9 protein-coding genes and 3 rRNA genes are annotated in these 13,704 nt (G+C 64.3%); 1 reads left to right on the top strand and 11 read right to left on the bottom strand.

Annotated elements, in window-relative coordinates; genetic code table 11:
* Position 1: 1 nt before the first annotated feature.
* The 8 genes from ACQG07_RS07785 to ACQG07_RS07750 form a co-directional block, all read right to left on the bottom strand.
* A complete protein-coding gene (locus ACQG07_RS07785) occupies positions 2 to 640 on the bottom strand; it encodes an NUDIX domain-containing protein (RefSeq protein ID WP_139382460.1) in 639 nt (212 codons plus the stop codon).
* Complete coding sequence (locus ACQG07_RS07780) at positions 633 to 2,327, bottom strand: CTP synthase (RefSeq protein WP_199862395.1); 1,695 nt, start codon at positions 2,325 to 2,327, stop codon at positions 633 to 635. Before ACQG07_RS07780 ends, ACQG07_RS07785 begins: the two co-directional genes overlap by 8 nt.
* An 86-nt stretch (positions 2,328 to 2,413) precedes the next feature.
* Complete coding sequence (recN, locus tag ACQG07_RS07775; protein WP_426737964.1) at positions 2,414 to 4,111, bottom strand: DNA repair protein RecN; 1,698 nt, start codon at positions 4,109 to 4,111, stop codon at positions 2,414 to 2,416.
* Positions 4,108 to 5,118 (bottom strand): NAD kinase, encoded by a 1,011-nt coding sequence (locus ACQG07_RS07770; protein ID WP_079706105.1) that lies wholly within the window; start codon positions 5,116 to 5,118, stop codon positions 4,108 to 4,110. The genes recN and ACQG07_RS07770 overlap by 4 nt, the downstream gene beginning before the upstream one ends.
* A gap of 4 nt (positions 5,119 to 5,122) precedes the next feature.
* Positions 5,123 to 5,974 carry a TlyA family RNA methyltransferase gene (locus ACQG07_RS07765; protein ID WP_426737963.1) on the bottom strand — a complete coding sequence of 284 codons (852 nt, stop codon included), beginning with the start codon at positions 5,972 to 5,974 and terminating at the stop codon, positions 5,123 to 5,125.
* 3 nt (positions 5,975 to 5,977) lie between these two features.
* A complete protein-coding gene (locus ACQG07_RS07760) occupies positions 5,978 to 6,136 on the bottom strand; it encodes a hypothetical protein (protein ID WP_162852287.1) in 159 nt (52 codons plus the stop codon).
* Positions 6,137 to 6,228: 92 nt separating this feature from the next.
* Positions 6,229 to 7,230 (bottom strand): HAD-IIA family hydrolase, encoded by a 1,002-nt coding sequence (locus ACQG07_RS07755; RefSeq protein WP_426737962.1) that lies wholly within the window; start codon positions 7,228 to 7,230, stop codon positions 6,229 to 6,231.
* Between the two features lie 4 nt (positions 7,231 to 7,234).
* On the bottom strand, positions 7,235 to 7,903 hold the full coding sequence (locus tag ACQG07_RS07750) for a hypothetical protein (protein ID WP_426737961.1): 669 nt from the start codon (positions 7,901 to 7,903) through the stop codon (positions 7,235 to 7,237).
* Positions 7,904 to 7,909: 6 nt separating this feature from the next.
* On the opposite strand from ACQG07_RS07750, the gene ACQG07_RS07745 reads away from it, so the two are divergent.
* On the top strand, positions 7,910 to 8,347 hold the full coding sequence (locus tag ACQG07_RS07745; RefSeq protein WP_426737960.1) for a hypothetical protein: 438 nt from the start codon (positions 7,910 to 7,912) through the stop codon (positions 8,345 to 8,347).
* 426 nt (positions 8,348 to 8,773) lie between these two features.
* On the opposite strand, the gene rrf is transcribed toward ACQG07_RS07745, so the two are convergent.
* The 3 genes from rrf to ACQG07_RS07730 form a co-directional block, all read right to left on the bottom strand.
* A 5S ribosomal RNA gene (rrf, locus tag ACQG07_RS07740) occupies positions 8,774 to 8,890 on the bottom strand.
* Between the two features lie 136 nt (positions 8,891 to 9,026).
* Positions 9,027 to 12,144, bottom strand: a 23S ribosomal RNA gene (locus ACQG07_RS07735).
* 447 nt (positions 12,145 to 12,591) lie between these two features.
* Positions 12,592 to 13,704 (bottom strand): 16S ribosomal RNA (locus ACQG07_RS07730); the annotation flags it as partial.

The raw sequence follows: 13,704 nt of genomic DNA, 5'->3' as shown, positions 1-13,704 counted from the left end.
CTCAGGCTCCGCCCGGCCCGATCGTGGAGTGGCCGCTGTCGCGCAGCGTCGACCACCCGCGATCGCGAGCCGCAGCGGCCGTGAGGACGCCGAGCATCAGGATCGAGTTGTGGAGCCGGCCGTCGAGCACCGCGGCCACGGCGTCGTCGAGGGGCACCCACTCCACGAGGATGTCCGCCTCCTCCTCAGCGCGGGCGAAGGCCTCGGCGGTCGCGGTGAGGTCACGCGCGAGGTAGATGCGGATCGACTCGTTGCTGCCACCGGGCGTCGTGTAGAACTCGGTCAGCAGCTGGAGCGAACCGGCGACGAGGTCGGCCTCCTCCTCCAGCTCGCGACCCGCGGCCACGGCCGGGTCCTCCCCCGCGATGTCGAGGAGGCCGGCGGGCAGCTCCCAGTCGCGCTCGCCGATCGGGTGACGGTACTGCTGGATGAGCAGGACGCGCTCGTCGGCGTCGAGCGCCAAGACCGCGACCGCACCGGTGTGATCGACGAACTCGCGCACGACCTCGCCGTCGCCGTAGCGGAACGTCTCTCTGCGGATGTCCCACACCTTGCCCGCGAACGCGCGCTCGGAGGACACCACCTCGACGGGGTGCGGCTCGTCGCGCAACGACGCGGCGTCGCCGATCGACTCAACCATTGGCGACGTCGAACAGGCGGCTCGCCTGCTGGCGCTCGAGCGAAGCACCGACGAGGCCGGCGAACAGCGGGTGCGCGTGGTTCGGGCGCGACCGCAGCTCGGGGTGCGCCTGCGTCGCGACGTAGAACGGGTGCACCTCGCGCGGCAGCTCGACGTATTCGACGAGCGTGCCGTCGGGCGACAGACCGGAGAACTGGAGGCCGGCGTCCGCGATCTGCTGGCGGTAGCCGTTGTTCACCTCGTAGCGGTGACGGTGACGCTCGGACACCTCGTCCGCACCGTACAGCTCGGCGACGATCGAGCCCTCGTCGAGCTTCGCCGCGTACAGACCGAGGCGCATCGTGCCGCCGAGGTCGCCGCCCGCGATGATCTCGACCTGCTCGGCCATCGTCGCGATGACGGGGAACTGCGTGTCGGGGTCGAACTCGGAGGAGCTGGCGCCCTCGAGCCCGACGACGTTCCTGGCGTACTCGATGACCATGCACTGCAGTCCGAGGCACAGGCCGAGCACCGGGATGCCGTTCTCGCGGGCGAACTTCAGGGCGCCGAGCTTGCCTTCGATGCCGCGGATGCCGAAGCCACCGGGGACGCAGATGCCGTCGACGTCGGCGAGCGCCTTGATCGCTCCCTCGACGGTCTCGCAGTCGTCGGACGGGATCCAACGGATGCTGACCTTGGTGTCGTGGGCGAAGCCGCCGGCCTTGAGCGCCTCGGTCACCGACAGGTAGGCGTCGGGCAGGTCGATGTACTTGCCGACGAGGCCGATGGTGACGGCGTGCTTCGGGTGGTGGACGGCCTCGAGGAGGTCGGCCCAGCCGCTCCAGTCGACCTCGTTGGTGACGAGACCCAGGCGGTCGGCGATGTACGCGTCGAGGCCCTGGTCGTTCAGCATGGTGGGGATGTCGTAGATGCTCGGGACGTCGACCGCGTTGACGACCGCGTCCTCGTCGACGTCGCACATGAGCGCGATCTTGCGCTTGTTGCTCTCGGTCACCGGACGGTCGCTGCGGAGCACGAGTGCGTCGGGCTGGATGCCGATGGACCGGAGGGCCGCGACCGAGTGCTGCGTCGGCTTCGTCTTCTGCTCACCGGAGGCGCCCATGTACGGCACGAGGGACACGTGGACGAAGAACACGTTGTTCCGGCCGAGCTCGTGGCGGATCTGGCGAGCCGACTCGATGAACGGCTGCGATTCGATGTCGCCGACCGTGCCACCGATCTCGGTGATGATCACGTCGGGCTGGGGCGTCTCGGACGCCTGGAGGCGCATACGGCGCTTGATCTCGTCCGTGATGTGCGGGATCACCTGCACGGTGTCGCCGAGGTACTCGCCGCGACGCTCCTTGGCGATGACGGTCGAGTAGATCTGACCCGTCGTCACGTTGGCGGCCTGGCTCAGCTCGATGTCGAGGAACCGCTCGTAGTGGCCGATGTCGAGATCGGTCTCGGCGCCGTCGTCGGTCACGAAGACCTCGCCGTGCTGGAACGGGTTCATCGTGCCCGGGTCGACGTTAAGGTAGGGGTCGAGCTTCTGCATGACCACCCGGAGCCCGCGCGCCGTCAGCAGGTTGCCGAGGCTGGCTGCGGTGAGCCCCTTGCCCAACGAAGAAACGACACCACCAGTCACGAAGATGTGCTTGGTCGTGCCGTTGGAGCCCGAGACGATGCCGTCGGTCGGAGAGTTCAGGTTGCCCGCTTCAGAAGTATTCACCACGGGCTTTTATCCTACCATCCAGTTCGGGTTCATGTGTCGCTTCCTTGGCGTTCTCGTCGTCAGGAGGCTGCGAGGGCGAGCAGTTCGCGGGCGTGGGCGAGGCCGCTGTCGGACTCTGCGAGCCCGGAGAGCAGCCGCGCCATCTCCGCCTCACGCTCGGCGCCGACGAGCTGGCGCACGCTCGACGCGGTCACCGAACCGTCGCCGCCCTTGACCACGCTCAGGTGGTTGTTGGCGAAGGCCGCGACCTGAGCGAGGTGGGTGACGACGATCACCTGCGAGCGCTCGGCGAGGGCCGCGAGGCGACGCCCGATCTCGATCGCCGCGGCTCCGCCGACACCGGCGTCGACCTCGTCGAACACGAAGGTGGGCACGGGGTCCGCACCGGCGATGACGACCTCGAGGGCGAGCATCACGCGGGACAGCTCTCCGCCCGAGGCGCCCTTGCCGAGTGGTCGGGGCTCTGCACCGGCGTGCGGCCGGAGGAGGAAGGCGATCACGTCCTTGCCGTGCAGCGTGAGGTCGTCGCGATCGGACACCTCGACGACGAGCTCCGCCTCGGCCATGGCGAGCGAGCGCAGTTCCGCGCTCGCGGCTGCGCCGAGTCGAGCGGCGGCTTCGACCCGGACGGCGCTCAACGTCGCGGCGGCGGCGTCGACCTCCCCGGACAGTCGTTCGACGTCGCCCTCGAGCTGGGTGATGCGGTCGGAGTCGCCGTCGAGTTCCATCAGGCGGGTGCTGCCCGTCTCGAGCAGGTGCAGGACGTCCTCGGGCGACGGACCGTACTTCCTGGCGAGCGTCGCGAGGGTCGCGCGGCGCTCCTGGACGACCTCGAGTTCGCGAGCGCCGTCCTCGTCGAGTCCGGCGAGGTAGCTCGAGAGCTCGGCGGCGATCTCAGCAGCCAGGTAGCTCGCGTTGGCGACACTCGCGGCGATCGCGCCGAGGGCGGGATCGTGCACCGAGGCCCGGTCGAGCTGCCGCCGCGCGCCTTCGAGCAGTCCGACGACGTCGCTCTCCTCGCCGGCCTCGGCCGAGACGAGCTCTCGGGCGCCGGCCGCCGAGAGGCGGAGCTCTTCGAGGTTCGTCAGTCGATCTGCGCGCTCGGCGAGCTCGGCGTCCTCGCCGGGCTGTGGGTCGGCCTGCTCGATCTCGGCGAGCGCGACGCGCAGCTGCTCGGCCTCGAGGAGTCGCGTGTCGCGCTCGTTCGTCAGGGTCTCGAGTTCCGTCCGCAGCTCCAGGAGCTCCATGTAGCACCGCTGGTAGTCGCCGAGAGCCCGCTGGAGCGGTTCACCGGCGAAGCGGTCCAGGGCGTCCCGCTGGGCCGGCGCGGCCCGCAGGCGGATCTGATCGGACTGCCCATGCACGACGACGAGCTGCTCGCCGAGTTCGGAGAGGATCCCGATGGGGGCCGTGCGGCCACCGACGATCGCGCGGCCGCGGCCCTCGGCGGTCACGATCCGACCGAGCAGCAGCTCTGCGGCATCACCCGCGGGATCGAGGTCTCCCCCGGCCTCGCGGACGCGCTCGGCGACCGCGCCGTCGCCCGGCACCAACCAGCGTCCTTGGACACTCGTCTGCTTCTGGCCCGCTCGCACGACGCCGCTGTCCGACCGCTGTCCGAGGAGCAGCCCGAGGGCGGTGACGACCATCGTCTTGCCTGCGCCGGTCTCGCCCGTCACGGCGGTGAAGCCGGGACCGAGCGGGAGTGTCCCGGACGCGATCACGCCGAGGTCGCGGATCTCGATCTCCTCGATCATGCGGTGCCCTCCTGATCGCTGTGGTGTCGGGTGGCCGTGGAGGCCGGGAGGTGGATCGTGCCGGTCATCGGCTCCTCGCGTCCGACGGGGCCACGCCAACCGGTGACCGGTAGCCGGAACTTGTTGACGAGTCGATCGGTGAAGGTGCTCTCGTGGAGGCGTGCGAGGCGGACCGGCACCGAGGAGCGTCTGACGACCACCCGGGCGCCCGGCTGGAGGTCCTTGGCCCGGCGGCCGTCGCACCAGAGCACGCCGAGGCCGTCGGTGCGTTCCAGCACCTCGACGGCGAGGGACGACTCGGGGCCGACCACGAGCGGCTTCGCGAACAGGGCGTGCGCGCTGAGCGGGACGAGGGTGATGGCCTCCACCGACGGCCACACGACCGGGCCGCCGGCCGAGAAGTTGTAGGCGGTGGAGCCGGTCGGCGTCGAGATGACCACCCCGTCGCACCCGAAGGAGGAGAGCGGACGCTGATCGACCTCGATCACGACCTCGAGCATGCGCTCCCGGCTCGCCTTCTCGACCGTGGCCTCGTTGAGCGCCCACGTCTCGTAGACGACCTCCGCGCCGACCTTGACCCGGACGGAGAGCGTCATGCGCTCCTCCACGAAGTAGTCGCGACGCACGACCCGTTCGACCGTCTCGGCGAGGTCGTCGCGCTCGCTCTCGGCGAGGAAGCCGATGTGGCCGAGGTTCACCCCGAGCAGCGGCGCCGCCGATCCTCGCGTGACCTCGGCCGCTCGCAGGATCGTGCCGTCGCCGCCGAGGACGATCGCCAGTTCGATGTCGCCGAGGGAGACCTCCTCGTCGAGGATGGAGACGACGTCGAGATCCGGGTCGACGGCGATGAGGTCGGCCCGCTCCAGCGCGCTGAGGACCGGGCGGACGCCGGCCTCCAGGAGCAGCCTGGACACGAGCACGGCGGCATCGCGTGAGTCGTCGCGACCGGTGTGCGCGACGACCAGGATGTTCCGCGCCGCGACCGCAGGATCGGTGGAATGTGCCATCGGGTTACGCTCCAGCCATCGAGGTGATCTGCTGCATCCATTCTGTCGGATTGGTTCCGTGCTCCGCCGATATCCACACCACGTACTCGCGGTTGCCGTGAGTGCCGACGATCGGCGACGGGATGAGCCCGGCCGTCCCGAGCCCGAGGTCCCAGGCCGCCCACAGGACGCCTGCGACGGCGTCGGCACGGAGCGCGGGATCGGTGACGACGCCCTCACGGACGCCACCACGACCGACCTCGAACTGCGGTTTGACGAGCAGGACGAGTTCCGCCGGTGACGCGACGACCGACACGAGTGCCGGGAGCACCTGCGTGAGGGAGATGAACGAGAGGTCGCCGACCACGAGCGACGGACGCTCGTCCAGACCGGTGAGCTCGCTGAGCTGCTCCGGCGTCAGGAAGCGGACGTTGCACCCCTCCACGACCTGCACCCGCTCGTCTTCTCGGAGCTGCGGCACGAGCTGGTCGTGCCCGACGTCGAGGGCGATCACCCGACGCGCTCCACGCTCGAGCAGGACCTGGGTGAATCCGCCGGTGGAGGCGCCGGCGTCGAGGACGAGTGCGTCGGCGACGACGACCGGGAAGGCGTCCAGGGCGGCGAGCAACTTGTGGGCGGCGCGACTCACGTAGTGGTCGGCGCCGGCGACGACGACCCGGGCATCCGGGTGGACCCGGTGGGAGGCTTTGACGATCGTGCGGTCGTCGACGCTGACGAGCCCGTCGGCGATGAGCTGGGCCGCATGGGTCCTGGAGCGGGCGAGTCCTCGCGCGGCGAGGGCGGCGTCGAGGCGGGCGGGCTGCGCGGCGCCGTTCGGCGAATCGGCTGTGGCCGACGGTTCGGGTGTGTTCTCCATGCGCTACGCCGAGGTCTTCGGCGAGTCGCTCCCCTCGAGCGTCGCCCGCAGTTCGTCGACGAGCTGGCTGTATGCGGCGGCCCGCTCCTCGAGCGGCTGCTCGTCGATGAGGTGGACGCGGGACACGAGGCCGTCGGTCGGGTGCTCCGGTTCGTTCGTCACAGGGCAACCCTACCGGCCGCCACCGTCGCCGCCCCCGGGAACCGCTGTGGGCGAACACCCGTGGTGAACCGCGCCTCTCCGAGGGGTGGGCATCACTCCGCGTACAGGCGCTCCGGGACGTTGAGCCCGTAGATGGCACGGCCGGAGGCCCAGATCGCGGCGCACGCGGCACGCAACAGGTCGATCCGGGACGGGCCGTCCGACTCCACCACGACGTCGTTCCCACGGATCCGCACCGTGGCTGCACCGACCGTCGCCGCCTTGCCGTCGCGCGACATGGTGGTGGCCGGATACCGCTCGTGCAGCTGCCGCAGGTCCTCGAGGATGAAGGTCGGCCGGGAGTGCTGGTCGGCCGCGAGCACGTGCTTGGCTCGATCGATGCCGGTCAGGACGAGAGCTGACGCGATCCCGGCGCGGTTCGCGCCGAGGATGTCGGTGTCGAGTCGGTCGCCGATGAAGAGCGGCTTCGATGCGCCGAAACGCACCTTCGCCTCGTCGAAGATCGGTACCTCCGGCTTCCCGGCGACGGTCGCCAGACGGCCGACCGCCGTGTGGACGGCCGACACCAGCGTGCCGTTTCCCGGTGCGATCCCACGAGCCTGCGGGATGGTCCAGTCCGTGTTCGTCGCGACCCACGGCAGCTCGGAACCGTCGGCGGTCGGCGTCTGCAGCGCGAACGCCGCTTCGGCCAGCTGCGACCAGCCGACCTCGGGAGCGAAGCCCTGGATCACCGCAGCCGGCGAGTCCTCAGCGGAGCGGGTGACGACGAAACCACCCTTCTCGACCTCGTCGACGAGCCCGGCGCCACCGACGACCAGGATCGTGGACCCGGCGGGCACCAGGCCCGCCAGCAGCCGGACCGCGGCCTGAGGGCTCGTGACGACCTCTGCCGGCGCGACACTGAGACCGAGGTCGGTCAGGTGCTGCGCGACGGAGGCGTCCGTCCGGGAGGCGTTGTTCGTGATGTATCCGACGCGAACGTGTTCCGCCGCCAGATTCAGCGACTCGACTGCGTGCGGGATCGGATTCGGGCCGGCGTAGACCACGCCGTCCAGATCCGCGAGGACCACGTCGACGCCGTCGAGCGGGGTCACGGGCTTAGGCCTTCTCGTCAGCAGCGGACTCACCGGACGGCTCCTCCCCGGGCTGATCGTCGGATTCAGGGGCGACAGCTGTGGGCGACTCGGGTTCGTCGTCGAACTCGAGGAACTCCTCCACGACCACCATCGTCTCGCCCTCGTCGTCCGCAGCGGACTGCTCGAGCGCCTCGGAGGCGATCATCGCCCGGTCGTGCCAGACGGCCGCCTCCTCCTCACGGCCGAGGACCTCGAGGGTCTCGGCGTACGCGTTGAACAGCGCCGGGCTGTAGGAGAAGGCCCGCTTCGGGTCGAGCTGTGGGATCTGGAGCTCGAGCAGCGCGTCCTCGGTCTGCCCGAGGTCGAGCCGGGCACCCGACATCGCGATCGCGAGGGCGACGCGGACCGGCACGTCGAGGGTCGAGCGATCGACGGACCGTCCGAGTTCCAAGGCACGCTCCGGACGGCCGACGCCGCGTTCACTGTCCACCATGAGCGGCAGCTGGTCGTCCTTGCCGGAGATACGGCGATAGGTCCGCAGCTCGCGAAGCGCGAGGGCGTAGTCGCCAGTCTCGTACGCGGTGATGGCGAGGGTCTCGCGGACCATCGCGATCCGGCCGGCCCGACGGGCAGCGGACATCGCGTGGAGGTGGGCCAACGCAGGATCGCTGTCGATCAGTCGCGCCGCCATCGCCAAGTGCTGCGCGACGCCGTCGGCGTTCTCCTTGCTCAGGGTCTTCAGCTCGTTCCGCGCACCCTTGTCGAGGTCCTGCGGCGTGACGTCGTCAGGGATCGCCGGGTCGTCGTGGCGCGGCCGGATCGACTTGAGCTCGAACGCGATGCGCTCTTCCTCGGTCAGCTCGCGCTCGCGTCGGAACGCGTCGCGGTCGCCGCGGGCCGGAGCGCCATCGCGCGTCCACAGCTCGCGTCCACCGCTCTCGCGCCCGCGGTCGGGACGGCCGCCACGCTCAGAGGAGTGTCCACGGTCGGTCCGGTTTCCGCGGTCCTGACGATCGCCGGAGGACGGACGGTCACTGCTCCGTGCGGGACGGTCGGACCGCTGCGGACGATCCCCCGACGACGGACGATCCTGCTGCCAGGCGGGACGGTCCGCGCGTTGCGGACGATCGCCTGACGCTGGCCGATCCTTCTGCCAAGCCAGGCGGTCCGAACGCTGCGGACGATCTCCGGATGACGGACGGTCACCGCTGCGTGCTGGACGGTCGGATCGCTGCGGACGATCCGTGCGTGGACGGTCGCTCCTGGGCGCATCGGACCGCTGTGGGCGGTCGGTGCCACGAGCGCGATCATCGCGTCGTGGAGCACCACTGTTCCCACGGTTGTCACCGGAAGATCTCGGAGGACGTCGCTCACCCTTGTCGGGCTGGTCTGCTGACTGGTCACTCACGATGATCTCCACGGTGCTCGGACGCCGTCACCCGGCGTCAACCTACTGTTGAATTCTTGTCCCACGGTACCCGTGAAACGACGACTTCACGCACAAAGCGTGTTAACGCAAAATGGCCACCCAAGAACCTTGGGTGGCCATTTCAACGAAGAAGTCCGGCGGTGTCCTACTCTCCCACAGGGTCCCCCCTGCAGTACCATCGGCGCAAAGAGTCTTAGCTTCCGGGTTCGGAATGTGACCGGGCGTTTCCCTCTCGCTATGGCCGCCGAAACACTATTGATGTATCAAAGTGAACAAGCAAACCAACACGCTGTGCGAACACAGTGGTGTTGTTTGCGGGTTCTCGACCGTACATCGAGAACCACTCAGTGGACGCGTAGCATCTTCGTATTCAAACAAAGAAAGTGTTATCAAATTATCGGCTTATTAGTACCGGTCAGCTCCGAGAGTCTTTCGTCCTCTCTTCCACATCCGGCCTATCAACCCAGTAGTCTGGCTGGGAGCCTCTCGCCCGAAGGCATGGAAATCTCATCTTAAGGCCGGCTTCCCGCTTAGATGCTTTCAGCGGTTATCCATCCCGAACGTAGCTAATCAGCGGTGCTCCTGGCGGAACAACTGACACACCAGAGGTTCGTCCAACCCGGTCCTCTCGTACTAGGGTCAGATCCTTTCAAATTTCCTGCGCGCGCAGCGGATAGGGACCGAACTGTCTCACGACGTTCTAAACCCAGCTCGCGTACCGCTTTAATGGGCGAACAGCCCAACCCTTGGGACCTACTCCAGCCCCAGGATGCGACGAGCCGACATCGAGGTGCCAAACCATGCCGTCGATATGGACTCTTGGGCAAGATCAGCCTGTTATCCCCGAGGTACCTTTTATCCGTTGAGCGACAGCGCTTCCACAAGCCACTGCCGGATCACTAGTCCCGACTTTCGTCCCTGCTCGACTTGTCAGTCTCACAGTCAAGCTCCCTTGTGCACTTACACTCGACACCTGATTGCCAACCAGGTTGAGGGAACCTTTGGGCGCCTCCGTTACTTTTTGGGAGGCAACCGCCCCAGTTAAACTACCCACCAGGCACTGTCCCTGAACCGGATTACGGTTCGAAGTTAGATATCCAGAGTGACCAGAGTGGTATTTCAACAATGACTCCACCTGAACTAGCGTCCAAGCTTCAAAGTCTCCCACCTATCCTACACAAGCCACACCGAACACCAATACCAAGCTGTAGTAAAGGTCACGGGGTCTTTCCGTCCTGCTGCGCGTAACGAGCATCTTTACTCGTAATGCAATTTCGCCGAGTTCGCGGTTGAGACAGCTGGGAAGTCGTTACGCCATTCGTGCAGGTCGGAACTTACCCGACAAGGAATTTCGCTACCTTAGGATGGTTATAGTTACCACCGCCGTTTACTGGGGCTTAAATTCTCAGCTTCGCCTTGCGGCTAACCGTTCCTCTTAACCTTCCAGCACCGGGCAGGCGTCAGTCCGTATACATCGTCTTGCGACTTGGCACGGACCTGTGTTTTTAGTAAACAGTCGCTTCCCACTGGTCTCTGCGGCCTTCAAACGCTTTCGGAGCAAGTCCTAATACGCCTCAGGCCCCCCTTCTCCCGAAGTTACGGGGGCATTTTGCCGAGTTCCTTAACCACGATTCTCTCGATCTCCTTAGTATTCTCTACCTGACCACCTGAGTCGGTTTGGGGTACGGGCCACTAGAACCTCGCGTCGATGCTTTTCTTGGCAGCATAGGATCACCTACTATCCCTTACGGGTCCGTATCGTGTCTCAGCCTTCACGAGAGACGGATTTGCCTATCTCTCAGCCTACGCACTTACACCGGGACAACCATCGCCCGGCATAGGCTACCTTCCTGCGTCACACCTGTTAATACGCTAAACGCACCAGCATGGGGTCGAGCGTTAGACCGGACCCATCATCCCCGAAGGGAATCAGTCGTCCGGGTTAGGACTCTTAGCACCACTGGATTGTCTTGGGCGGTTCTTCGCGGGTACGGGAATATCAACCCGTTGTCCATCGACTACGCCTGTCGGCCTCGCCTTAGGTCCCGACTTACCCAGGGAAGATTAGCTTGACCCTGGAACCCTTGGTCTTTCGGAGGACATGTTTCTCACATGTCTTTCGCTACTCATGCCTGCATTCTCACTCGTGTAGCGTCCACGGCTGGTTTACACCGCCGCTTCACTCGCCACACGACGCTCTCCTACCCATCAATACGGCTGGACCACGAAGGCCTACCAAAAATATCAATGCCACAACTTCGGTGGCGTGCTTGAGCCCCGTTACATTGTCGGCGCGGAATCACTTGACCAGTGAGCTATTACGCACTCTTTCAAGGGTGGCTGCTTCTAAGCCAACCTCCTGGTTGTCTGTGCAACTCCACATCCTTTCCCACTTAGCACGCGCTTTGGGACCTTAGTTGGTGGTCTGGGTTGTTTCCCTCTCGACGATGAAGCTTATCCCCCACCGTCTCACTGCTGCGCTCTCACTTACCGGCATTCGGAGTTTGGCTGACGTCAGTAAGCTTTTGGGCCCCATCGGCCATCCAGTAGCTCTACCTCCGGCAAGAAACACGCAACGCTGCACCTAAATGCATTTCGGAGAGAACCAGCTATCACGAAGTTTGATTGGCCTTTCACCCCTATCCACAGCTCATCCCCTCAGTTTTCAACCTAAGTGGGTTCGGTCCTCCACGACGTCTTACCGTCGCTTCAACCTGGCCATGGATAGATCACTTCGCTTCGGGTCTAGGACATGCGACTGAATCGCCCTATTCAGACTCGCTTTCGCTACGGCTACCCCACACGGGTTAACCTCGCCACATATCGCTAACTCGCAGGCTCATTCTTCAAAAGGCACGCTGTCACACCAACAAGGGTGCTCCAACGGTTTGTAAGCAAACGGTTTCAGGTACTATTTCACTCCCCTCCCGGGGTACTTTTCACCTTTCCCTCACGGTACTTGTCCGCTATCGGTCATCTGGGAGTATTTAGGCTTATCAGGTGGTCCTGACAGATTCACACGGGATTTCTCGGGCCCCGTGCTACTTGGGATACTCCTCGCACGATTGCAGCATTTCGACTACCGGGCTGGCACCGTCTCTGGCTGGGCTTTCAATCCCATTCGTCTATACCACGTTCTAATGCTCCCCGAATATCAGTTCGGAGTGAGAAGTCCCACAACCCCGGACATGCAACGCCTGATAGCTATCACACATGCCCGGTTTAGCCTCTTCCGATTTCGCTCGCCACTACTGACGGAATCACTGTTGTTTTCTCTTCCTGGGGGTACTGAGATGTTTCACTTCCCCCCGTTCCCTCTACCCGCCCTATATATTCAGGCGGGAGTCACCAGATCACCACAAGGGGCCTGGCGGGGTTTCCCCATTCGGAAATCCTCGGATCACAGCTCGTTTATCAGCTCCCCGAGGCTTATCGCAGATTACTACGTCCTTCTTCGGCTCCAGATGCCAAGGCATCCACCGTTTGCTCTTAGAAATTTGAAATCACATGAGTTTGAATCGATCGACACCAGTTACCTGATGCAGATTGACCAATGATCAACATCACTTCCGAAGAAGCATGTTTTGATCTTTGTGATCCACAACCCAAAAGGGTCATGAATCTAAGATGCTCGCGTCCACTGTGTAGTTCTCAAAGTACGGGCGGTACCTCTCTCCTTGACCATTGATGTCAAGCAAAAGAGGCCCTGAGGTTCGTCCTTCCTCCACCGAAGCGGAGAAGATCCGGTCCCTCAGGACCCAACAGCGTGCATGCACCACACCTCCTGGCCGGCACCGTTCCAACTGCAAGCAGCGTACTAAGTTCCGATCATTCGATCTGATGCCAATGTCAATGTTCCACCCATGAGCGCCAGCGAGAACATGTGTCTCGATCTGGCTTGGCAGCTTGAATCTCCCTGTATACAGAGGAGAGCTGCACATGCTCCTTAGAAAGGAGGTGATCCAGCCGCACCTTCCGGTACGGCTACCTTGTTACGACTTAGTCCTAATTACCGATCCCACCTTAGACAGCTCCATCCTTGCGGTTAGGCCACTGGCTTCGGGTGTTACCGACTTTCATGACTTGACGGGCGGTGTGTACAAGGCCCGGGAACGTATTCACCGCAGCGTTGCTGATCTGCGATTACTAGCGACTCCGACTTCATGAGGTCGAGTTGCAGACCTCAATCCGAACTGGGACCAGCTTTTTGGGATTCGCTCCACCTTACGGTATTGCAGCCCTTTGTACTGGCCATTGTAGCATGCGTGAAGCCCAAGACATAAGGGGCATGATGATTTGACGTCGTCCCCACCTTCCTCCGAGTTGACCCCGGCAGTATCCCATGAGTTCCCACCATTACGTGCTGGCAACATAGAACGAGGGTTGCGCTCGTTGCGGGACTTAACCCAACATCTCACGACACGAGCTGACGACAACCATGCACCACCTGTTTACGAGTGTCCAAAGAGTTGACCATTTCTGGCCCGTTCTCGTATATGTCAAGCCTTGGTAAGGTTCTTCGCGTTGCATCGAATTAATCCGCATGCTCCGCCGCTTGTGCGGGCCCCCGTCAATTCCTTTGAGTTTTAGCCTTGCGGCCGTACTCCCCAGGCGGGGCGCTTAATGCGTTAGCTACGACACGGAAACCGTGGAATGGTCCCCACATCTAGCGCCCAACGTTTACGGGGTGGACTACCAGGGTATCTAAGCCTGTTTGCTCCCCACCCTTTCGCTCCTCAGCGTCAGTAGCGGCCCAGAGATCTGCCTTCGCCATCGGTGTTCCTCCTGATATCTGCGCATTCCACCGCTACACCAGGAATTCCAATCTCCCCTACCGCACTCTAGTCTGCCCGTACCCACTGCAGACCCGAGGTTGAGCCTCGGGATTTCACAGCAGACGCGACAAACCGCCTACGAGCTCTTTACGCCCAATAATTCCGGACAACGCTTGCACCCTACGTATTACCGCGGCTGCTGGCACGTAGTTAGCCGGTGCTTTTTCTGCAGGTACCGTCACTTTCGCTTCTTCCCTGCTAAAAGAGGTTTACAACCCGAAGGCCGTC

The sequence above is a fragment of the Plantibacter sp. 2H11-2 genome (assembly GCF_050031945.1).
In the GTDB taxonomy this organism is placed as follows: domain Bacteria; phylum Actinomycetota; class Actinomycetes; order Actinomycetales; family Microbacteriaceae; genus Plantibacter; species Plantibacter auratus.
This window is presented reverse-complemented; position numbering and strand designations above follow the sequence as displayed.